Annotated in this window: 10 protein-coding genes; 4 read left to right on the top strand and 6 right to left on the bottom strand. The window is 70.7% G+C overall.

Annotation, left to right across the window (positions count from 1 at the left end; all coding sequences use genetic code 11):
* The first annotated feature begins 356 nt into the window (after positions 1 to 356).
* The gene (locus WME85_RS20230; RefSeq protein ID WP_437840327.1) at positions 357 to 1,778 is read left to right on the top strand and encodes a serine hydrolase domain-containing protein; all 1,422 of its coding nucleotides are present in this window, start codon (positions 357 to 359) and stop codon (positions 1,776 to 1,778) included.
* A 33-nt stretch (positions 1,779 to 1,811) separates the two neighbouring features.
* Here WME85_RS20230 and WME85_RS20235 read toward each other — a convergent pair whose 3' ends face one another.
* Positions 1,812 to 4,211 (bottom strand): hypothetical protein, encoded by a 2,400-nt coding sequence (locus WME85_RS20235; RefSeq protein WP_437840328.1) that lies wholly within the window; start codon positions 4,209 to 4,211, stop codon positions 1,812 to 1,814.
* A gap of 279 nt (positions 4,212 to 4,490) precedes the next feature.
* Between WME85_RS20235 and WME85_RS20240 the strand changes: the two genes are divergently transcribed.
* Positions 4,491 to 7,322 (top strand): PAS domain-containing protein, encoded by a 2,832-nt coding sequence (locus WME85_RS20240; RefSeq protein WP_437840329.1) that lies wholly within the window; start codon positions 4,491 to 4,493, stop codon positions 7,320 to 7,322.
* A 36-nt stretch (positions 7,323 to 7,358) separates the two neighbouring features.
* Here the strand turns inward: WME85_RS20240 and WME85_RS20245 are convergent, their stop codons facing one another.
* Together WME85_RS20245 and WME85_RS20250 are read right to left on the bottom strand one after the other, a co-directional pair.
* A complete protein-coding gene (locus tag WME85_RS20245; RefSeq protein ID WP_437840331.1) occupies positions 7,359 to 8,678 on the bottom strand; it encodes a zinc-binding metallopeptidase family protein in 1,320 nt (439 codons plus the stop codon).
* Positions 8,679 to 9,020: 342 nt separating this feature from the next.
* The gene (locus WME85_RS20250; protein WP_437840333.1) at positions 9,021 to 10,025 is read right to left on the bottom strand and encodes a hypothetical protein; all 1,005 of its coding nucleotides are present in this window, start codon (positions 10,023 to 10,025) and stop codon (positions 9,021 to 9,023) included.
* A 45-nt stretch (positions 10,026 to 10,070) separates the two neighbouring features.
* On the opposite strand from WME85_RS20250, the gene WME85_RS20255 reads away from it, so the two are divergent.
* Entirely contained in the window at positions 10,071 to 11,039 is a 969-nt protein-coding gene (locus WME85_RS20255) for a LysR family transcriptional regulator (protein WP_437840334.1), read from the top strand.
* A gap of 62 nt (positions 11,040 to 11,101) precedes the next feature.
* Here the strand turns inward: WME85_RS20255 and WME85_RS20260 are convergent, their stop codons facing one another.
* Positions 11,102 to 13,966, bottom strand: coding sequence for a DNRLRE domain-containing protein (locus WME85_RS20260; protein ID WP_437840335.1), 2,865 nt, complete (start codon positions 13,964 to 13,966; stop codon positions 11,102 to 11,104).
* A gap of 780 nt (positions 13,967 to 14,746) precedes the next feature.
* Here WME85_RS20260 and WME85_RS20265 point away from each other — a divergent pair.
* Positions 14,747 to 16,801, top strand: a complete 2,055-nt coding sequence (locus tag WME85_RS20265; protein ID WP_437840336.1) for a c-type cytochrome — start codon at positions 14,747 to 14,749, stop codon at positions 16,799 to 16,801.
* A gap of 52 nt (positions 16,802 to 16,853) precedes the next feature.
* Here the strand turns inward: WME85_RS20265 and WME85_RS20270 are convergent, their stop codons facing one another.
* Both WME85_RS20270 and WME85_RS20275 read right to left on the bottom strand, forming a co-directional pair.
* Positions 16,854 to 19,355 carry an alpha-glucuronidase family glycosyl hydrolase gene (locus WME85_RS20270; protein ID WP_437840337.1) on the bottom strand — a complete coding sequence of 834 codons (2,502 nt, stop codon included), beginning with the start codon at positions 19,353 to 19,355 and terminating at the stop codon, positions 16,854 to 16,856.
* Between the two features lie 41 nt (positions 19,356 to 19,396).
* Positions 19,397 to 22,714 (bottom strand): glycosyl hydrolase 115 family protein, encoded by a 3,318-nt coding sequence (locus WME85_RS20275; RefSeq protein WP_437840338.1) that lies wholly within the window; start codon positions 22,712 to 22,714, stop codon positions 19,397 to 19,399.
* Between the last annotated feature and the right edge of the window lie 142 nt (positions 22,715 to 22,856).

The raw sequence follows: 22,856 nt of genomic DNA on the forward strand, positions 1-22,856 counted from the left end.
GGCCGGGCGAGCCCGCGCCGCGGCGCTGATATCGCGCCGCGTCAGGCCGGAGCAGGGCGGTCGGGGAGCACCTGACTGACACCCTGTGACCTGCGCGACATCTGACATCGTGATCGTTGGCGAACGCGCATCGGACACGTGCGCTCGGCGGCGGCGCCTTCGCACATGGGAGCTCGTTTCGCCTTGATATCGCGTGTTCGCGGCGCGTGTACCTCGCTGAAAGAACGCGCGCGCGCGTGCGCGTGCGCGTGCCGAAGGATATCGGTACAAACCCCCTGGCTGACGCGCTCGATCGCGAGTTATCATGAAGGTCTCGTCCTTTCGCCGCCAGCAGCACTGGCGAGGAGGCACCATCCATGAGAACGACGTCATTCCTCGTGTCTTCCGTGGCGGTCCTGGCATGCCTCGGCGCGCCGGACGTCGCTCACGCCCTCGTCTCTCAGCCGTCGAGCGGCGTGTGGCCGCGCAGCCTCGAGCGCGCGGCTCCGGAGTCGGTGAACATGAGCAGCGCCGCGCTCCGCGGCGCGACCCTGGCGCTGGAGGACGCGATTGCGGACGGCGACATCAACGGCGCCGTCCTCCTCGTCGCGCGCCACGGGCGGATCGTGCTCCACGAGGCGCGAGGCGAGAGGGACGGGTCGAACGAGCGCTGGCCAGAGATGCCGTCGCCGCCGATGCCGCGCGACGGGATCTTCGACCTGGAGTCGATGACGAAGCCGTTCACCGTCTTCCTGGCGATGAGGATGCAGGAGTCCGGGCGATTCCCTGGCTTCAGCGTCGACAACCCCGTCGTGAAGTACTTTCCCGAGTTCGCTGACGCGTCGAGCCCGGAGAAGCGCCTCGTGACCCTCAGGGACCTGATGCGCTACGCGTCGGGCGAGGACATCGACGCCGGCGGCATCGTGGGCGCCGACGACCGCTGGCGCACGATGCTCACGGCCCCTTTGCTCTACACGCCGGCCCAGAAGGTCCTCTACAGCGATCTCGGGTTTCGCATCCTCGGCCATACCCTCGAGGAGGTCGGCGGCAGATCGCTGCAGGGCCTGATGAAGGAGTACATCTTCGATCCGCTCGACATGTCGAGCACGTCCTACAGGCCGAAGGTCCACATGCCGGCGAAGTGCGACCGCTTCGTCGGCACGGCCTGGTCGAGCGCGCGCGGGCGCTACCTGCGGGGCGAGGTCCAGGACGAGACCGACTACGACATCGAGCAGAACACGGGGAACGGCCAGCACAACCACCTCACCGGGTGCGACGGGCTGTTCTCGACCGCGGAGGACCTGGCGAAGTTCGCGCAGGTGCTCCTGAACCGGGGCGTTCACGTCCGGGGCCTGGACGTGCTCTGCAACCCCATCCTCTCCCTCTGTCCCGGGGAACGGGTGATGTCGCGGCAGGCGGTAAGGAGCATGACGACGCTGCAGACAGGCGATCTGGGGCTCCCGACGCCGGCCGCGACGTTCGCGCAGAACCTGTTCTATTCAGGCAAGGGGTACGGGTGGGAGATGTACGACCCCGGCGCGTGGCCCGGCGGCGATCACACGTCGACGGTCGCCTACAGCAAGACCGGCGGCGCCGGGACGCTCCTCGTGATCGACCCCGATCCAGCGCGAGATCTCATGATCATCCTGCTCACGAACCACGGGCTCCCGGGGTACGATCAGCTGGGGATCGACGAGAATCAGATGTGCTACTGGCACGACTTCGACGCGATGATCGAGGACATCCGCGCGGAGGAGGTCAGCGATGCGGTCAATCTGTCCTTGATGGATGTGCCGTAGGGGTCGGGACCCGACCCGGCGCGGGCTGGGCCTTCAGTACCGGGTCGCGCAGACCCCGCGGCCGCAGAGATAGACGACGTGGTCAGCGGCGAGGAGGCCGGCGACAGGGAGGGTCGTCACGACGGCACCGGTCTCGACATCGTGGATGGTGCTCCCGCCCCGCACGTGGATCGCCGTCGGTGAGACGGAGACGATGCCGCCGCTCATGTTGCCCCGCTGCCTGGTGGTGATGGGCGGCAGCGCCGGCGTGGAGACCACGTTGCCGGTCGGGTCGTACAGGGTGGACGCCTCATACTCCCATCGATCCGAGGTGTTGCGCCGGTACGTCTGGACGAGCGCGCGGGTGTCGTCGACCCATCCGATCGCGCAGCCGGGCACCACGTTGACGAGCACCCCCTCCTCGTAGAACTGGGTGAACCCGCACCCGCTGCTCCCGGGCCCCTTGTCCGCCAGGAGGAAATGCTGGCCATCGGGGGAGATGACCGGCAGCTGCCCGGGTCCGTTGCTCTGGAAGAACACCGTCTCCCCGCTCACGTCGCTGACGATGCGAGGGCCGCTTCCGGGCGTGTCGGCGGGAGGAAAATAGATGCGGCCCAGCGTCGTCCCGCCCGCAGAAAGGGAGAAGTCGATCAGGCTACCCCCGACGTCGGGCAAGGCCAGCTCCGCGCCGTCGGTCAGGGAGATGACCCGGAGGTCGCTGTCCGGCGAGCTGATGGCGTCGTGCGCGACGAGCAGGCGTCCGTCGGCCGAGAGCTCGACGTGAGAGCTCTTGAGCGAGAGGGACATCGTGGGACCGGCGTCGAGATCGGCTGTATCGTAGATCACGGCCACGCCCGAGGTCGTCGCGATCGCGACGTGTCCGGAGGCCGAGGCGTCCAGGATCGACGGTCCGCAGCCGAAGGTCGCGGTCGCGTCGGGGTCGGCCAGGGTTCCCCGCTGCGCGATGGTGTTGCCCTGGGCCGTGACCGCCCAGCGAAGACCTCCGTCGATGTGCGCCAGTCTGGTGGTCTCGCGCGCGATCGTGTGCTCCATTCGCGTGATCTCGGCGCCGCCGAGATCGATGACCTCGAACTTCGATCGCCCATAGTCGATGACGGCGATCGCGCGCTCGGTGGGCACGACGGCCGTGCTCGAGCCATAGGAGTACTCCGCCACGGGGATGTTCCCTCCGCCGATCCGGTAGATCTTGAGCGGGTAGCCCGGGATATTGCCCTGGTAGGTCCAGAGGTAATCCCCGGTCGCCGAGAGCCCCTCGATGGTCGGCAGGTAGACGATGCTCTCCTGGACGCCGGCCTTCGAGTACACCCGCACCGTGGTGCCGGCCGTGGTGAGGAAGCGCGCTCCGTCCGCGGACCACGCGTGGAAGGTGCCCGAGAACGTGGGCGTCAACGTCTGTGGCGAGCCGTCGACCGGCACGACCTCGATCGGCAGCGCGCCGATCCCTTGCTGCGCGATGCGCACCGCGTCGGGGGCGGCATGGAGCGGGCCGGGGCGGCTCACCGTCGTCGACAGCACCTCGTCCCCGGAGGGGCTCCAGATGGTGAGATCGCGGTAGTTGTCGAGGGTCCACGCATAGCTCCCGTCGCTCGCGAGCCCCACCCGGTCGTACTCGGCGGAGACGGTTGCCAGCAGCGAGCCGTCGACGGCGCTGCGCAGGTCGAAGGCGTGCAGCGGGTTGGTCTGGACGAGCACGAGCTCGCCGCGGAGCTCGACGCCTCCTGGGAGCTCCGGCGGCGGCTCCATGGGATCTTCGTAGTCGATGCCGCCGGGCGCATGACCGTCGGCGATCGCGGCGCGGGCCGCCGTGTCCCAGAGGATCCAGCGGTCGTAGTCCCAGCTCAGGAAGCGATCCCCGGAGACGAAGAGCCGGCGCACAGGGTCGATGTGTCCCAGATCGAGGAACGCTTCCGGCGTATCGAGGAGGTTGCCGGACGTGCCGCAGGTAGAGCGGAATTCAGGGCCGCCGGAGCCGCCGCTGCCGCCGCTTCCACCGGAGCCGCCGGAGCCGCCACCACCGCCGGCGCCGCTGGGGTCATCGCCGGAGCCGCCGCCGCCCCCTGCGCCGCCGGCGCCGCTGGGGTCACCGCCGGAGCCGCCGCCGCCCCCTGCGCCGCCGGAGCCGCTGGGGTCATCGCCGGAGCCGCCGCCGCCCCCTGCGCCGCCGGCGCCGCTGGGGTCACCGCCGGAGCCGCCGCCGCCCCCTGCGCCGCCGGAGCCGCTGGGGCCACCGCCGCTGCCGCCGCCGCCCCCTGCGCCGCCGGAGCCGCTGAGGTAACCGCCGCTGCCGCCGCCGCCCCCCGCGCCGCCGGAGCCGCTGAGGTAACCGCCGCTGCCGCCGCTTCCTCCGGAGCCCGATGTGTTTCCGGTCGAGGCGCCTGGCCCGCAGCCGGAGCAGGCGACCAGCAAGAGGAGACACGAGATGTTGAGTGACATCGCTCGCATGCCCCGCTCAGGTGCGTGTCCCCAGGCGTCTCATTCAGCATCGCGAAGGTGACGGGCTCATTTCCTCTCCTCGGCACACGGGCCCCGGCCATGGAAGCCCGGCCATGCGTCCCCGCAGCGCCGCCGATGTGCCCCGGCGCGCTGCAGCGAGCGCGGCCGTCCCGCCGGACAATCGTCGCGATCGGCCGCATCGCGCTTGCCACCGCATCGCGCTTGCCGTCGTATGGATCCGCCCTCAAAGGAAGGTGCCCTGCCGCGAGAGCCCCCCCGATGAGCCACGACGTCCGCCTCACCCCCCCCGAATTCAAGACGCACCCGGAGAGATCCAGCGCCGAGGCGGAGCTCGCCCTGCGTGCGAGCGAGGAACGCCTCGCCTCCTTCTACGCCGGCTGCCCCGTCGCGCTCTTCACGACCACGCCCGAGGGGCGCTTCGTCGACGCGAACCGCGCTTTCGCGCGCCTCCTCGGCTACGCGGACCAGACGCAGTTCCTCGACATGCCCGTCCCGGCCTTCTACGCCGACCCGGCCAAGCGGCACGAGATCATGGGCATCCTCGACCGCGAGGGCTCCGTCCACGGCCACGAGATCGAGTTCGTGCGCCTCGACGGCGTGCGCATCTGGGTCAGCATCACCGCGCGCGCCCTCCGCGACGCGACCGGGCGCGTCGTGCGCTACGAGGGCGCGCTGGAGGACGTGACGCCGCGCCGCAAGGCGCAGGACCTGCTGCGCCTCAGCGACCAGCGCTTCCACCTCCTCGCCAAGGCCACGAACGACACCCTCTGGGACTGGGACTTCGCCGCCGCCACGGTCTGGTGGAACGAGAACTTCGAGCGCATGTTCGGCTACGCGCGCTACGAGATCGAGCCGGGCGTCGAGAGCTGGACGAACCGGATCCACCCGGACGACCTCGATCGCGTCTCCCGCGGCATTCACGACGTCCTCGACGGCGCCGCGACGACGTGGAGCGACGAGTACCGCTTCCGCCGCGCCGACGGCGAGTACGCGCACATCTACGACCGCGGCCTCGTCCTGCGCGACGCGACCGGGAAGGCCGTGCGCATGCTCGGCTCGATGATGGACGCCACCGAGCAGCGCCGGCAGCAGATCCTGCTCGCCTGGCAGCGCAAGGTGCTCGAGAAGATCGTCCTCGACGAGGGCATCGAGGAGACGCTCGACGCCCTGTGCCGCGACGCCGAGGAGCACTCGGCCGGCCGCCGCTTCAGCGTCCTGCTCGCGAGCGACGACGGCCGCCACCTGCTCCACGGCGCGGCGCCGAGCATGCCGGAGTCGTACAACAAGGCGGTGCACGGGATCCTCATCGGCCCGCGCGCGGGCTCGTGCGGCACCGCCGCCCACCGCCGCGCGCCGGTCGTCGTGGAGGACATCGCGACCGACCCGCTCTGGGAGGACTTCCGCCACCTGGCCCTGCCGCTCGGGTTGCGGGCCTGCTGGTCCACGCCCATCGTCTCCTCGAGGGGCGAGGTGCTGGGCACCTGGGCCGTGTACAGGTCGACCCCCGGCGCCCCGACCCCCGCCGACGAGGAGGTGGTCCGCATCGCGACGCGCCTCGCCGCCATCGCCATCGAGCGCGCCCGCGCCGAGCGCGCGCTGCGCGAGAGCCGCGAGCTGCTCGCGAAGGCGCAGGAGGTCGCCCACCTGGGCAGCTGGTCGTGGGACCTCGTGAGCGGCAAGCTCGACTGGTCGGAGGAGCAGCACCGCATCCACGGCGTGCCCATCGAGGAAGGCGGCGTTCGCCCCGACGTCGCCATGGCCTGCGTCCACCCGGAGGACAGGCAGCGCACCGCCGCGGAGATCGAGGCGATCGTCGGCCAGAGGCCCTCGGGCGAGGTGACGTACCGCATCGTCCGGCCCGACGGCGCGACCCGCTGGATCCAGGCGCGCATCGAGGTCGCCCGCGCGCCCGACGGCGCTCCGGCGCGCGTGCTCGGCACCTGCCACGACATCACCGAGCAGCGCGAGGCGCAGCGCTCGCTCCAGGAGAAGGAGGAGCGCCTCCGCGCGGCGCTCGACGCCTCGGCGACAGGCACGTTCCGGTGGGATCCGGCCACGAACAGCCTCGACTGGGACGAGAACCTCGATCGGCTCTTCGGCCTGCCGGCGGGCAAGACAGCGCGCCACATCGACCAGTTCACGAGCCTCGTCCACCCCGAGGATCGGGAGCGCGTCCTCGCCGCGCTGGACCGCTGCGTGCGCGAGGGCGCCGACTTCGATCTCGAGTTCCGCGTGGTGTGGCCCGACGGCAGCGTCCACTGGCTCCTCGATCGCGGCCGCATGCTCCGCGACGCGGGCGGCAGGCCGCTCACCATGACGGGCGCGTGCACCGACGTCACGGTGCGCATGAACGCGGAGGTCGCGCTCCGCCAGCGCGCGGACGAGCTGGCGAGGCTGACGGAGGCGCTGCAGCGGATGAACCGCGAGCTCGACCAGTTCGCCTACATCACGTCGCACGATCTCAAGGCGCCGCTGCGCGGCATCGCGAACCTCTCGCAGTGGATCGAGGACGACACGCGCGAGCACCTCACCGAGGAGTCGAAGCGGAACCTGGAGCTCCTGAGGAACCGGGTGCAGCGCATGGACTCGCTCATCGACGCCATCCTCGAGTACTCGCGCGTGGGGCGCGTCCGGGTGCCCACCGAGGTCGTCGCCGTGGGGCCGCTCATCGAGGAGGTCGTGGATCTCCTGTCGCCGCCGGAGGGCTTTCGCGTCGAGGCCGCCGGCCCTCTGCCCAGCATCGCGGCCGAGCGGACGCTGCTCCAGCAGGTCTTCATGAACCTCGTCGGCAACGCCATCAAGCACCACCATCACAAGGCCCGCGGCCGCGTCGTCATCTCCTGCGCGGACGCCGGCGCGCACTGGCGCTTCACGGTGGCGGACGACGGCCCCGGCATCGCGCCGCGCTTCCACGACAAGGTGTTCGTCATCTTCCAGACCCTGCAGGCGCGCGAGAAGTCGGGGGGTACGGGGATCGGGCTCGCGCTCGTGAAGAAGATCATCGAGAGCAGCGGCGGCACGATCGCGCTCGACTCCGACGTCGGGCGCGGCGCGAGCTTCTCGTTCACCTGGCCCAAGGCGCCGGGGTGACGGCGGGCGGGGGGCCAGCGGCGTGGTGAGTGCTGGCTAGGTCGCGTCGGGCGCCATGGCTGCGATCGGGGCGGGCGCGGCGGCGTCGGGCGTGCTGACGGCCGGCACGGCGGCGCCGGGCGCGGTGGCGGCCGGCGCGGTGGCGGCCGGCGTGGTGGCGTCAGGCGTGCTGACGGCCGGCGTGGCCGCGACGGTCGCCGGGGCAGGGGCTCCGCTCACCACGAGGTGAATGAACTGCAGCTTGGCCACGGCGACGCGCGGCAGCACGAACGGGTAGAAGTCGTGCTGGCCCATGCTGCGCGACATCTCGTTGAGCACGCCCGTCAGCTCGACCCACGCGTTCACGAAGCCGAGGAAGCTCTTCGCCTCGGGATCGTCCGGCCGCCACAGCGCGTCGGCGCCCCAGGGCTCGACGTCGAGCTCCACCTCGTCGGCGTCGATGCCGAAGCTGAGCGCCGTGTCGACGGTGTCCACCATGTGGAGGTAGTGCGCCCAGGTCTCGGCCCAGTCCTCCCACGGGTGCATGCTGGCGTAGGCGCTGACGAAGCGCTGCGGCCAGTCGGCCGGCGGGCCCTGCTCGTAGTTGGCCTTGAGCGCGGCGGCGTAGTCCTGCTGCTCGTCGCCGAACAGCTCCCGGAACGACGCCAGCCAGCCGGTGTCGCGCACCAGCCGGTCCCAGTAGTAATGACCTACCTCATGGCGGAAGTGCCCGAGCAGCGTGCGGTAAGGCTCGCGCATCGCCGCGCGGATGCGCTCGCGCGTGGCGTCGTCCGCCTCCTCGATGTTCAAGGTGATCACGCCGTCGGCGTGGCCGGTCATCACCCGGGGGCCGTCCGGCGGCGAGGCGAGGAAGTCGAAGCAGAACCCGTGCTCCGGGTCCTCGCCGACCTTGGACTTCACCGGCAGGTTCAGCGCCAGGAGCTGGGACACGAGCCGTCGCTTGGCCGTCTCGATGCGGCGCCACAGCGCCTGGTGCTCGTCGTTGGCGGGGTCCGGAATGGTGCGGTTGAGCCGGCACGCCACGCAGAGCGCGGGCGTCTCCTGCCCTTCCACCGGGACCAGCCAGTTGCAGCCCGACGCCGAGTCGAAGTTGCCGCAGCGCCGGTAGAGCCGCGGCGGGTCCGCCGTGTCGTCCCAGAGCTGCCAGGCGCCCTCGGTCGGGCCGGCCTTCAGCGGCAGCACCTTGGCGCGCTCGGTCTCGTAACCGAGCTGCGTATCGCAGGCCAGGCACCGGCTGTTGCGGAAGAACACCGGCCTGCCGCACTGGCATCGGTAGGCGCGCGGGGCGGTGGGTTGCTTGATCGGTTTCCACGCGCTGCGCAGGCGCGCGGTCAGGTTGTCGAAGCGAGTGGGCATGATGGTGGAAGGTCTCGCTGAGAGCCGGTCTCTTTGCTCGCCGCTCGTTGGCATCGTTCGCGTTCGCGCTCGTGCGCTCGTGCTCGCGCTGGCAAGCCATGTGCCATACTGGCGAGACCGGAGCGCGTCACGAGCCTTGACCGCGCGGGCCGTCGGAGCAGGCCGTCCGCTTCCGGCGTGGCGGCTGGCGCGGGCGTCGCGGAGTGTCTCAGTGTGGCGAAAGCGCCGTCCGCTTCCGTTCCGTCGGGCAGCCGGACGGGCGGGCCGCGACGGCATGGATCCCACGAAAGACCGCGCTGGCGCCGGCGCGCCGCGGCCGGGAGGCCAGCGCGAGGCCAGGGGCTAGAGCCCGCGGATCCAGGCGCGCAGCGCCGCGAGGCCAGCCTCGTCGACGATCTCGGTGCCGAGGGGCGGCATCGAGGGCCAGTCCGGATCGCGCCTCCGGGCGCGCTCGATCACGTCGCTCTCGTCGGGATCGCCCGCGTGAATCACCGTGCCCACGGCGGTTCTATAGGTGGCGGTCGACTCGACCGACGCGAGATCGGCGACCCGGAGGGTGAAATCGAAGCGGCGCTCCGGGTCGTAGCAGCGCGCCCCGTCGCTCTCCGGGCGGCGCTTGTTGTGGCAATGGCTGCAGTTCGCGTGCAGCCAGCCGAGGGCGGCGCGCGCCACGGCGTCTCCGGGCACCTCGATCGGCTGGCGCGGAGGATCCGACAGCATCCCGCGGGCCACGACCTCGCGGAGGTCGACCTCGCCCTGGCTGGAGGCGAGCTGGATCGCGGAGAACCCGAGCACCCGGCTCTCCGTCCCGCCGTGGCAGCCCATGCACTCGGCCGCCGCGGGCACGTCGTGCGGTGTCCCGCGCGCGTCGTCGGCGCCGCCGGGGGTCGCGAGCGCGTCGGTGCCCTCGGCGTTCCAGACGTAGGCGACCGCGGCCCAGTCCTCGGGGGCGGAGCCCACCTTGGCGAGCACGCGTGTCTCGACGAGCGCGCCGTCCCTGCGAAACTCCTTCCAGAAGCGGGTCCCGTCGGGGAACTGCCACGCATCCTGATCGCTCGTGTCGATCTGCGCCCCGGGCGGCAGTCGGAGGAATCGCCGCTTCTCCGCGCCGTCGCTCCAGAGCTCGAACCCGGGCTCGTACGTCACCACGTCGCTCGCGACCGTGCCCGCGGCGATGTCGGCGTAGAGGCCGGTCTGCGATAGCGCCGCGGGCAGCTCGGCCTGGCGTCCCGGGTCGGGCGGATCGCACTGGCGGAAATCGTCGCAGCCGGAGGCGGCCAGCCCGGCGGCCGCGAGCCAGAGAAGAGCGCATTGCGCGCGCGTCGAGCCTCTCTCACGTGTGGACATGGCCGTATCTACGCAGGCGCCACGTGCCATCTCCAGTGATGGTTCGTGATAGATGTCATCACCGTGGTGAATCTATCGAGCATCGACCTCAACCTGCTCCACGTGCTCGCGGTTGCGCTGGAGGAGCGCAGCGCGACGCGCGCCGCGCGGCGGCTCGGCGTCACGCAATCGGCGGTGTCGAACGCGCTCGCGAGGGCGCGCGAGCTCCTCGGCGATCCGCTGCTCGTGCGCGACGGCCGCGGCATGGCGCCGACGCCGGCGGCGGAGGAGCTGCTGCCGGAGCTCGCCGCGGCGATGGGTCAGCTGCGGTCCATGATCGAGCACCGGAGGGCGTTCGATCCGCTCACGTCGACCCGGGAGCTCACGCTCGCCTGCGCCGACAACTCGCAGATCGCGGACGTGCCGCCCGTCGCGGCGGCGCTCGCGCGGGAGATGCCGCTCGCGCGGCTCCGCGTGGTGAGCGTCGATTACCTGGTGGCGTCCGGGGGCCTGTCCGCGGGCGGGATCGACGCGGCGATCGGGATGCGGAAGCGCGACCCAGCGCTGCGCGTCGCGCCGCTCTACCGGGATCCGACGGTCGGGGTGGTCCGCCGCGATCACCCGATCGTGGGCAAGCGGCTGGCGCGGGGCGCCTTCCCGCGGCTCGGCTTCATCGACGTTCACATCCCGCTCGGCCGTCCGGGTCGGGGTCACGCCCTGGTCGAGCAGGCCTTCCGCGCGCAGGGCCTGGTCCGCCGGATCGCCCTGGTGGTCCCCGGGTTCGCCGCCGCGGCGATGGCGGCGGCGGGCAGCGACCTCGTGGCGTTCATGCCTCGTCGCGTCGCCGTGGCGCTCGGGTCGCACCTCCCGGTCCGGCTCGTCGAGCTGCCCGTGGCGGACCTCGGGCACGAGATGTGGCTGGCGTGGCACGAGCGGACGCACAGGGACCCTGCCGGTGCGTGCTTGCGGAGGGTGATCCTGGAGACGCTGCGGGAGGAACCGACCCGGGTTGGGACCCAACCGAGGTTGGGGTAGCTGGGCCCGGATGAGGTGATGAGATCAGCGGGCGACGTCCGGCGGGGCGCTATCCCGCGCGGTCACTCTGCGTAGCAGACCTCGAGGCGCGGGCGGCGCGACGGCGTGGTGTCCTCGCTGGCCCGCCACTGCGTGGAAGCCGTCGCGTCCTCTTCCAGCACGATCCCGTAGTTCGGGACGCCGTTCACCCAGTCCGTCACCATGTCCGTGAGATCGGCGGTCCGATCGCCAGCGCCGTTGCCGGAGATGATCGACGCGAAGCTGAGCGGATCCCAGCTCTGATTGTAGCTGGACCAGCTCACGGTCGTCTCGCCCCAGGGCGCGAGGGCCTGGTGGAGGCGGACGAGGGTCAGCGGCATCTTGTACACCTGGTTGATCGTCAAGGTGGCCGAGTAGACCGGCGCGCCTGCGGGGATGAACGAGAGGTTGAACCAGAGCAGCGCAGTACGGAAGGCCCCGGTGCCGCCGCCGCCCGAGTAGATCGACGTGTACGCCCCGTCCTGGTAATTCGCCGAGCCCGACCAGAGCGTCGCGTCCCAGACCGTGCCGAAGACGCCGCGCTGCACGGTCCTGCACACGGGCGTACCTCCCGGGCCCGCGCCGCCGGCGCCGCCCGACCCCGTGCTGCTCGCGTTCATCGAGCTGCTCATCATGACGCTGCCCGTGGTCGAGCTGGTGCTGGTCGAGCTCGAAGCGCTGGAGCTGCTCGTGGTCGAGCTGCTGGTCGAGCTCGAGACGCTGGAGCTGGTGCTGGTCGAGCTCGAGACGCTGGAGCTGGTGCTGGTCGAGCTCGAGACGCTGGAGCTGGTGCTGGTCGAGCTCGAGACGCTGGAGCTGGTGCTGGTCGAGCTGCTCGTGGTCGAGCTGCTGCTGGTCGAGCTGCTGGTCCCGCCCCCGGGCGGCGCGTACGTGAGCGTCAGCTCCATATCGAAGGACAGGTCGGTCGAGGAGGGGGCCGACTGTTTCACCATCACGGCGATGATGTTGCTCCCGACCACGAAAGAGCTCGGGGAGAGCGTCACCGTGGAGAGCTCGTCATCGCGCGACTCCTGCCCCGCATAGTCACCGTAGGCCGTGCCGGATACGCGCCTCGATGCCACCTGGTTGCCGTTGAGCCAGACGACCACGCCGTCGTCGTGGATGAGCTTCATGGTCGCCTGCGCGACGGGCCCGTCGATCGGGATGATCTTGCGGAAGTACGCGGTGGGATACGACGGCGTGGCCCGGTAGAGGGCCGTCGTCTCCCCGCCGTCGCCGTAGCCGAGCTGTCCCCAGCCCCCCTTCCACGAGGAGTCATCGTACGTGAGGCCTCGCCAGGCGGTACCCCGGTCGACGCCCTGGTCGTCGTAAACCCAGTAATCGCCGAAGTAGACCGCCGTGCGGGGGAGGCTCTGGATCGTGAAGCCGGCGTTGCTCTCGTCGGAGAGCAGCACATTCTGGGCGTCGGAGACGCGCACGAGGGCCGTCGACGTGTCCACGGACGGAACCACCCAGTTGTAGCGGCCCGTGTTGGCGACGTTGTTCGCGATCGTGGTCCAGGTCGCGCCGTCGTCGGTCGTGTACTCGAGCCGCACGGTGGGGACGTTGCCCGAGGTCGCCCAGCGGATCGGGTAGACGCCGCCCGGGGCCAGGCGCTCTCCGCCGTCGGGCGCGGCGACGTCGAGGGCCGGTCCCTTCACGATGGCGAAGCGATCGCTGATCACGCCGTCGTAGCGGATGTTGGAGAGCGTGAGCCGGTTGTCCTCGACGTCGAGGAGGCACGAGCCGCTCTGCTGCTCGCTGAAGTACATGAGCGGGTGGCCTCCGGCGCCGCCCACGTAGGTGCCGTGGCCCGCGACGACATGGACCGTCCCCTCGTGGACCCCTTTGCCGGGGAGCTTCACGTAGGGGCCGTCGCCGAGCGGCTTGCCGTCGTGCCCGTCGACGATGTGCCCGGCCGCCGTGGTCGGCGTGTCGTAGGCGCCGTCCACCAGGAACGAGCGCTCGTAGTTGTGCGAATGGCCGGCGAGCACCAGGTCCACCCCGCCCGCCTCCAGGATGGGCGCGAGGTTCTCCCGGTGCTCGATGATCAGCCAGTCCTCGTCGGAGTCGTGGCTGCCCTTCGTGTACATGGGAAAGTGCATGTACGCGATGATCCAGTCCTGGTCCGTCGCGGCGAGATCGGCGGCGAGCCAGTCCGCCATCGCGCCGGTCGACCAGCGCGAGGAGCCGTAGCCGTCGAGGACGACGAAGTGGACGTTCGCGTAGTCGTAGGAGTAGTAAGCCTCCGTCCCGGAGGGCACCCCGCCGGCCTGCCCGGCGCTGGGGAGCACGTAGGCGGTGTAATAAGGACCGGTCTGCGTCGTCGAGTCGGAGCTCAGGCCCTCGTGGTTGCCGAACGTCGGCCACACGACCGTGTTGCGGAGGATCGTGGCGTACTGAGCGAAGAAGCCGTTGGTGAACTCGTCGGTGGTGCCGAAGTTGTAAGCCATGTCCCCCATGTGGAGGAACAGGTTGGGGCGGTACGCGCCGACGAAGCTCAGCATCGCGTCGCGCGTCGCCCAGGGCGCGCTGCCGCTGTAGCCGGTGTCGCCGATGATCCAGGCCCGGAACTTCTTCGGCGTGGCCACGGGCGGGGCGGTCTCGAAGTAGAAGGAGGAGGAGCCGCCGGCCAGCACCGCGCTCGACGTGCCGACGCTGTAATAGTAGCGGGTGTCCGGGGCGAGGCCCCCGATGAACACCTCGTGCTGGGTCGCGAGCGCGCCGAGGTCCACCGTCTGCGTCAGGTTCGCTGGATCGGTGCCGTAGCGCACGCGGCTGTTCGTGCCCACGTCGGTCGTCCACACGACATAGACCGAGCTGGGCGTCAACGATTGCAGATAGGGCTGCCTCACCACCGACTGAGCGGCCGCCTGTCCGGCCCACGCCATCGTCATGGTCACTGCCATCGACGCGATGGTCAGATGACGTCCGGGGTTAAATTTCATCGCTTCACCCTCCGTGTTTCCTCATTCATCCCGCGTGCCTCCGACAAACCTTCGCCATGGGCGAGCCGAGCACCTTCCTGGTGCGGTCACGCCATCGACCGGATCGCGCCTGAGACCTCGCGCGATCAGCGCATCGGACGTGGACGCGCTGCTATCACCTTACCGCAGGCGCGCATGAACTATCATCCTAAATCGGAGAGCGCCTCGCACATCCACCACGGTGGCATCCCGCGCATCCAGCGCATCTAGCGCATCTGGCGCATCCCGCGTCTCTGCACGGCGCGAGAGGGCGAGCGAAGCCGGATCGTGCTCAGAGCACGACACGATTTCGCTGTACCTGTTGAGCGGACGCGACATCCTTGAATGCGCGTCCGTTGCCGACAATTCTGCCGACGATTGGCTCCGGTGGTCCCGGCCTTGTTTGCCGGCTTGCCTCCGCCGGGAGGGCGGGGGTCTTCGCCGCGGAGCCGCCGATCGGCAGCAGCAGGTTAACCTGGCAAAGCCTCTCCGCTCCCTGGCCAGGCGGCATGGCGACCCGGAGCGCCACGGGGTGCGATCATGATCAGAAGGACCTCAAACCATTGTCGTTGACGAGGGACGCAGCACAACCGCGGGAAGCTAGCATGAACTCCTTTTCGATTGTATGAGGGAAGTGTGTCATTCCGATTTCTTTCCCGTGCCCGCGCTCGCGCCCGCGCCCGCGCTTGCGCCCGCGCTCGCGCCCACCCGGAACCTGGACACATGAAGGCGCCGGGGCCGAGCGGTTGTTTGCCCTCGCCGCGCTCGCCGCCCTCACCGCCGGCGCGGGTGGCCGCGCTGGCCGCACTGGCCGCGGCCAGTGCGGCCACCTTGCTGGCCATCCCGGCCACTGTCCTGCTCGTCGGCGAGCGTCCCGCGCTGGCCGACGCGGGGGAGCCGGCCGAGGTCGAGGCGCGCCGCCTCATTCATATGCTCGGCTACGTCGCCATGGATTATGGCGGCTGCGTGGCGGACGGCGCCGTCACCAGCGCGATCGAGTATGACGAGCAGCTGACGCTGCTCGGCGAGGCGATCCACATCGCCGCCCGTATCCAGCCGTCCGCGCTGGAGAGCGGGGCGGGGGACCTCGCCCAGGGCGTCGCCGACGTGCGCGCGCTCGTCGAGGCGAAGGTCTCCGCGGATCGGGTCGCCCTTGCGGCCAGGGCCGCGCGCGACCGGGTCGCCGCCGCCTTCCGGCTGGCGGAGGCGCCGCTCTCGCGGCCCGACGCGGAGCGCGGCGCGGCCCTCTATCAGGAGAACTGCGCCAGCTGCCACGGCCCGACGGGGCACGCCGATACGAAGCGCGCGGCGAGCCTCGTCCCGCACCCGGCGAACTTCCACGACGCGGACATCGCCGAGCAGCTCGCGCCGACGGCCGTCGAGTCCACCGTTCGATTCGGCGTCAACGGCACGGCCATGGTGCCGTTCACCTTTCTCACGGCCAGCGAGCGCTGGGACCTTGCCTTCCACGTCGCCGGCCTCCACCACCCGCAGCCCGCCGCCCCGCGGCCGCTCGATCTGCCGGGCTACTCCGTGGTCGAGCTCGCGCTCCGCTCCGACGGGGACCTCCGCGCCGAGCTCTCGGCGCGCGGGATCCCCGCCGAGCGGCACGCGGCCCTCCTCGCGGAGCTCCGGCGGCGCGTCCCCTATGCCCCCGAGGCCTCGTCATCACCCCTCACCACCGCGCGCGCCGCGCTCGACCGGGGGCGCGCCGCCCTGCGCGAGGGCCGGCTCGTGGAGGCGCGCGCGGCGCTCGACACGGCGCAGCTCGACGGCATCGACGCGGCGGAGGCGAGCGTCCGCACCGTGAAGGAGGCGCTCGCGGACGACCTCGGCGACGGCGCCTTCGCCCTGCGAGCGGCGCTCGCGGCCGGCGCGGCGGCTGGCGCGACCACGGACGCGCTGGACGCCGGCATGGCCGCGCTCCTGCGCGACGCCACCTATGCCGAGGTATCGCTCGCCCGTTCCGGGGGCGTGCCGGGTCGGCTCGTCGCCCTTGTCTCGAGCCGCCTGTTGCTGCGCGAGCTCGCCGCCGCGGCGCTCTTCCTCGCCGCGCTCGCCGTCGTCGCTCCGTCCCGGAGCCGGCGTGTCGTCCACGTCGCGTCGGGCGCGGCCCTGCTGCTCGCGCTCGCCGCGTGGGTCGCGGCGGCGCTCGGGCACATGGCGGGCTTCTGGCGCACGCTGGTGGCCGGCGCGGCGACCTCGCTCGCGGTCGCTGTCGTCGCCGGCGCGGCGGCGCTCGCCTTGTGGCGCGACGCGCGGCAGGCGCGCCCGCGCGAGCCATCGCGAGAGGGCCTGTCGCGGCGCGCTCGCGCGGTCGTCTTCGCGACCGCGCTGCTGGCCAGCTTCGGCGCGGCGTTCTCAGGGCTCGACGCCGCGCTCGGCGTGTCCCTCCCGGTCGCGCCGCCCGCCGTCGCGGGTGCCCTGCTCGCGCTCGCGCTGCTCGTCGCCGGCGCGGCGCTCGCGATCCGCGTGAGCCGGGCGGCCGCGCGCCGCTGGGCGAGCCCTCCCGCCTGGGTTGCCTGCCTGCTGTGCGTACCGCTCGCCGGCCGCGGCGTGGCCGCCCTCCAGCTCTGCGGGCTGGTGCCGGTCCATGGATTGCCGCTCCCTCGCGTCGCCGCGATCGGGATCTACCCCGAGGTGGAGACGTGCCTCGTCCAGGCGGCGCTGCTCGGGCTCGCGCTCGCCGGCGCGGCCCGCGGCCGCCGCTCCGCCGGCGCTTCGGGCGGCGCCTCGGGCCGCGCCCCCGACGCCCAGGGCAGCGCCTCCAGCGCTTAGTGGTCGCAACCGGGCGGGGTGGGCAGGCGGATCAGCGAGAGGCTGGCCGCTCTCAGGGGAGGATGGCGGGTGACGGATCGCCCGTGTAGATCTGCGAGCAGCGGGGCTTCTTCACGTCGGACGGGCAGCTGAGCCCCTGGTAGAAGCTCAGCGAGTTCGCCGTGGGGGCGTAGCCGCTCGGGACCTGGAGGTTCCCGAACTGGCCGAAGTAGGAGAGGCACGCGTCGCGCCACCAGCGCGCTTCGTAGTGCTGGATCTTCAGGAAGTCGGTCACGTCCTTGAAGCGCTGTCCGTCGATGCGCCCCTCGACGGACGCCCATGTCTCTCGCATGACCCCCACCTCGTCCACGCCGCGGCTGTAGCGATGGACGAGCTCCTCCCAGAGCGTCTTCCCCGAGCTCAGCTCGTCCTGCCAGCCGACGTGGTGGAAGAAGAGCAGGAAGTCGTCGGGCACCGTGTCCCGGCTTCCGAACTTCTGCCCTACCGGCCCGAAGTACTGGGCAACAGCGTTGCTGCCCGAGGACGAGCGGTTGAAGCCGATGCCGCGGGCGTCCGCCTTGTGATAGTAGACCGGGTTCCACTCGGCGCGGCTCAGGTTGCTCACCCACGGCGCCGGCCCGTAGTGATGGTCGCTGCCCATGATGTGGACCAGCCCGAGAGGCGTCATGTAGTCGACGAGCGCCTGGTGGGAGCTCATCATCACCTGAACGACCGGAGTGACGACGACCGGGTCGTTCGAGAAGGTCTGGCGGACCCACTCCTCGGCGATGGCCTCCGCGGAGAGATCCGGGTTCCACGCCAGGCGCCCGAAGACGTACCAGTTCGCCTGGTTCATGTGGGACCCGGTCCAGTTCGTGTCGTCACCCACGTTGGAGACGCCCGCGATCGCGGTGGTGGCGTAGCCGTGCAGGGTGCCGTCGATGACCCGCGCCACGGTCGAGCCCTCGCCGTCCGCGTAGGTGTCCGCCTTGAGGACCTCCTCGAAGAGCGGGCCGAGGTAGGCGAGGTGCGTGTCCTCGCCGAGGTACTCCTTCGTGACCTGGAGCTCGAGGGCCAGGGGCGTCTTGGGCATGGCCCCGAACAGCGGATGGAACGGCTCTCGAGGCTGGAAATCGAGCGGGCCGTTCTTGGCCTGCACGAGGACGTTGCTCTTGAACTTGCCGTCCAGCGGCTTGAACTGCTCGTAGGCCTGCTTGATGCGGTCCGGCGGGCTGTCGTCCGAGTAGACGAAGGCGCGCCATATGACGATGCCTTCGTGAGGCGCGAGCGCGTCGGCGAGCATGTTGGCGCCGTCGGCGTGCGTCCGCCCGTAGTCCTGAGGCCCCGGCTGCCCCTCGGAGTTCGCCTTCACCAGGAAGCCTCCGAAGTCGGGGATCTGCTGGTAGATCTCGTTGACCTTGCTCACCCACCACTGCTTGACGCTGGAATTGTTCGGATCGGCCGTGCTCAGGTTGCCGATCTCGATCGGGGCGCTGAAGCGGGCGGTGAGGTAGACCCTGATGCCATAAGGGCGGAAGACGTCGGCGAGCGCCTTGACCTTCGTGAGGTACGATGGCGTCAGGACCTGCGCGTTGGCGTTCACGTTCGTGAGCACGGTCCCGTTGATGCCGATGGAGGCGTTGGCCCTCGCGTACTCCTTGTATCGGGGAGAGAGGGTGCCCGGCAGCGCGCTCCAGTCCCAGATGGACCGGCCCGCGTAGCCGCGCTCCACCGTGCGATCGAGGTTGTCCCAGTGGTTCAGGATGCGGTGCTCGATCTTGGGTGAGCCGCCGAGCGACAGCCCCGCGAGGGCGCTGTGGCTCTGGGCGTGCCGGAGGAGGGCGAAGGTGCCATAGAGCACGCCCACCTCCGTGTTGCCCGCCACGGCGATCACCGACTGGCCTCCCACGTCCGCTGTCTCGACGACGTAGCCCTCGGGGCCCAGGGCTCCGAGGCGCGCCGCGAGCGGCAGGTCCTTGATGAGGCTCGCCGTGGCCGTCCCGATCACCACGGCGCCAGGGCCCTCGACGGCCGCGCCGGTCGCGACCGTTCCGCCCGTCAAGCCGCTCAGGCCCTTCACCAGCTCGGCCTCGGCGATGTCGAGGCTCGCGCCGCTCCCGGACTTGACCACGCGCTTGAAGGCCGCCTGATACTCCGCGAGGCGCCCCGGAATCGGGAGCTTCGGGTACCTGAGCCAGAGGTCAGCGCCGGTCTCGTTCGGCAGGGAATCCGGCACGGGATACTCCTCGTCGGAGCCCGACGCGCCGCCCGTGTTCTCGCCCCCTCCCGTGCCCGCGCCGGTGCCGCCGCCGCTGCCGACGACGCCCCCGCCCGAGGCTCCGGTGCCCTCGCCGCCGCCGCCCGAGGCGCCGGGGCCAGTGCCGCTCGAGCCGCTGCCGCTGCCGGTCCCCCCGCTCGGCTCATCGGCGCCGCTCGATGAGCAGGCGCTCGCGAGCGCGATGCTCAGCAGCCCGACAAGAAGGAGCGGAAATCTCAGGACCGTCAGCGAATGGGACCGTCTCCTGGGCGGCCCGTCTGCGCAACTTGATTTCTCGTTTTCCGGAGCAAGCGTCATCTGCATCAGCCTTTCCAGTGGAGGGTGGCCCAAGGGCCTCTCTACTTCGTCACGCGGAAGCTCTCCGGCGGCCCCAGGTAGCTCGGCTTCAGGCCGCCTGTGTCCACCACGATCTTCTGCACCACCACGGTCGGGTCGACCATCCAGAACTTCAGCACGTGCGCGCCGGGCTGCGCGATGGTGTGCGTGGTCGACGTGAGGTTCACGTTGTCCGAGGTGTTCCTCTCCCACGACTTGTTCATGGGGACCCCGTTGAGCGCCGTGGTGACGTTGACGATCTGCGGCTGCCCGTCGTCGATGGACACGGCGTACTTCAGCCCGTCGCTGTGCAGCACGTTGTTCCTCGGCGACAGGTACGCCCAGACAGTCACCTTGCCGCTGGTGAAGAGGTTCATCTCGTACTCGAGGCGCGGGCTCTCCCCGCCGGGCGTCTGCCGCGGCGACGTGACCGGGAAGGGCGTCATGCCGCCCGCCGTCCGGCCGATGTGCGGGATCAGCTGCCAGGTGATCGGGTCCGCGCTCACGGCGCGGGTGAAGTGCTCGGCCTCGATGGACACGTAGCCGTTGCTCTCCACGAACCCCTCGAGCTCCGCGCGGTTCACGTCCGGGTTGTTGACCACGGCCTTGACCATCACCGTCTTGCCGCCCGGGCCCTTCACCGTGATCGGCACCTCCGTGGTCCCCGTGGGCGCGGCGTCCCAGTCGACGCTCACCGTCGCGCGCGCCTCCTTCTCGATTCTGCCGCTGTTCGGCGCCACCGTCACCCAGGGTACGGCCGCCTCGATGGTATAATCGAACGGCTCCTGGCCGCGGTTGAAGACCTCGATGTGCTGCGCCGGCTGGGTCTGGAACGGGCTGAGCTCGGGCAGCACCGCGGCCGTCTGCTCCGCGGGCCAGTGCTTGTCGGACCCGGTGATGGCCACGCCCATGTCCGCCGCGCGCGGGACGTTGATCTGCTTGAGCTCCGGCCAGATGAAGTCCTCCAGGACGGCGTTGTTCCGCTCCGGCTGCTGCCAGCCCGAGTCCGGATAGTTCCCGCCGTAGCCGATCTTCGGCTGCGTCTGGAAGCCCTTCCACTTCCCGCCAGCGAGCGTGTTGTTGTAGTAGGCGGACATCGACTTGTCGTCGGCGAGCCGGGCCTGGGCGGCGTCGGCCATGTCCTTGGTCGCGGCGCGCCCCTGCGCGGCGTAGAGGATGTTCTTGAAGCCGGCCAGGCGGAGCGCATAGAGGTTGGCGCTGGCCTTCACCTGGTAGAGCACGAGCTCGTAGTAGGCGTCACGGTAGTCCGCCGGCAGCGCCTCGTTGAGCCGCTCCGCCTCGGCCGCGAGCGCCTGCCACTCGGCGACGACCCGCTCCAGCTCGTCGTGGTGGATCAGGCTGAAGGGGCTCCCGTCGCTGTAGACGATGGCGTTGTTCGGGTCCCTGCCGACGTCGGCGCCGGCCCTGACGGTGATGGCCCGGTTGAGCAGCTCGGGCTTCCGGCGCGACTGCAGCCGGGAGTACATGGTCAGGACCTCGGCGATCTCGGCCGCGTGCTCCGGCCCGAACTGCTGCGCCGCCCACTGCCGCTCCCACACAGGGATGCGCTCCACCGGCCACCGCTCGGGGTTCCACGCGTAGTCCAGGAAGAACTCGAGCGGGTGCTCCTCGTTCTTCATGTCGCCCACGTTCACCACCCAGAGCCGATCGACGCCGTAGCGATACGACAGGTGGAGCTGCTCCCAGATGTTGGGGAGGAGGTTGGTGTCCACCCACTTGTAATTCCGGCCGCCGCCCACGTAGTCGAAGTGGTAATAGAGCCCGTACCCGCCGGCCCGCGGCGCCGCGGAGAGGTCGGGCAGCTCGCGCATGTTGCCCCAGTTGTCGTCGCACCAGTTGATGATCACGTCGTCCGGCGCGCGCATGCCGTCGTCCCAGAAGCTCTGGACTTCCTTGTAGAGCGTCCAGACCTGCGGGATGGTGGCGACCTCCTTGCCGGTCACCTCGGTGAGGATCTGCCGCTGCGCCTGCACGATCCGCTGCATCAGATCGATGTTGCCGCCGTTGTCGATGGGCAGATCGCCGTTGCCGCGCATGCCGACGGTCACCACGCTCTCGTAGTCCTTCATCCGCCGGATGCCGTCGGCCCAGTACTTCTTCAGGTACTCCGCGTTGTTATCGAAGTTCCACTCCCCGCTCCCGTGGCGGTTCCACTCGTCCTGCGCTCGCATCATCGGGGCCTCGTGCGAGGTCCCCATCACGATCCCGTACTCGGCGGCCAGCGCCTGGCTCTCGGGGTCGTCGTCGAACAGCGACCTTCCCCAGACGGCCGGCCACAGGTAATTCGCCTTGAGGCGGAGCATGACCTCGTACACATGGGCGTAGAGCTCGTGATCGAAGCCGTTCGGGGCGCTCGCGTTGGGCGCGGGGCCGAACGTGTTGCGCGCCCAGGTGCCGAGGGCGGGGTTCTCGTCGTTGATGAAGAAGCCGCGGTATTTCACCTTCGGCTCGCCCTGCGAGTAGCGCCCCGGCAGGATGTAGAGCTCGCTGTGCTTGTGCGCGGGGACGTCGTCCCAGTAGTGCCAGGGCGACACGCCGATGTTCCTCGAGACGTCGTACGCGCCGAAGATCGCCCCGCGCGGGTCGCTGCCCGCGATCACGAACGCGCGGCGCACGCCCGGCACCGGATCGTTCACCACCTGGAGGAGCGACGTCTCCCACCGTCCCTCGATGCCGGTGACGTCGAGCTTCTTCTCGCTCACCAGCCTGTCGACGAGCGGGCTCCTGCCGAGGGTCCCGATGAGCACGACGTCCTCCGCCGCCGGGATCTCGTCGAGCGAGACCTCGGGCTCGACCTGCGTGACCCGGCCGATGTCGGTCTTGAGGTCGTTCACCACCCGGATCACGCCCGGGTGGTCGCTCGCGCTCACGACGAGCGGCGCGGCCTTGCCGCCGGCGACAAGGGGGAAGCTGTCGGACCTGGGCTCGAACGAGACGTACTTCTCCGGATCCTCCGGGTGCGGCTGCGTGCCCGGATCGCCCGGCTGCGTGCCCGGATCGCCCGGCTGCGCGCCCGGATCGCCCGGCTGCGCGCCCGGATCGCCCGGCTGCGCGCCCGGATCGCCCGGCTGCGTGCCCGTACCTCCGGAGGTCGGCGGCGTGCCGTCAGGCGTCGAGCAGCTCCCCAGCAACGACAGGGAGAGGGGCAGGAGGCCCAGGAGGAGCCCTGTCCGCAGCATCGGCCTGAAGCTCCTCCGGAGCGCGCCGAGCGCTCGCCTGCCCTGGCCGGCACACGGGCGACCGGCGCGCTCCGCGCGGGCGCCGCCTTCGTTGACCCCCCCCAGCTCGCTGGCCCTGCAATCTTCTTCGATGGTCGTCATGAGCGGCCTTCCTCGACTGTTCCCGCGGATGGACTCCCGCCGGCGCGCGCGACGTGCAGGGCACAACAACACAGCTCCTCGGGACCATGAGGCTGCAGCGCAGGACGGGCCTGCGCCTGCCGGCGGGATGATCCCTGATTGT

The organism is Sorangium sp. So ce1153, from assembly GCF_051521595.1.
Lineage (GTDB): Bacteria > Myxococcota_A > Polyangia > Polyangiales > Polyangiaceae > Sorangium.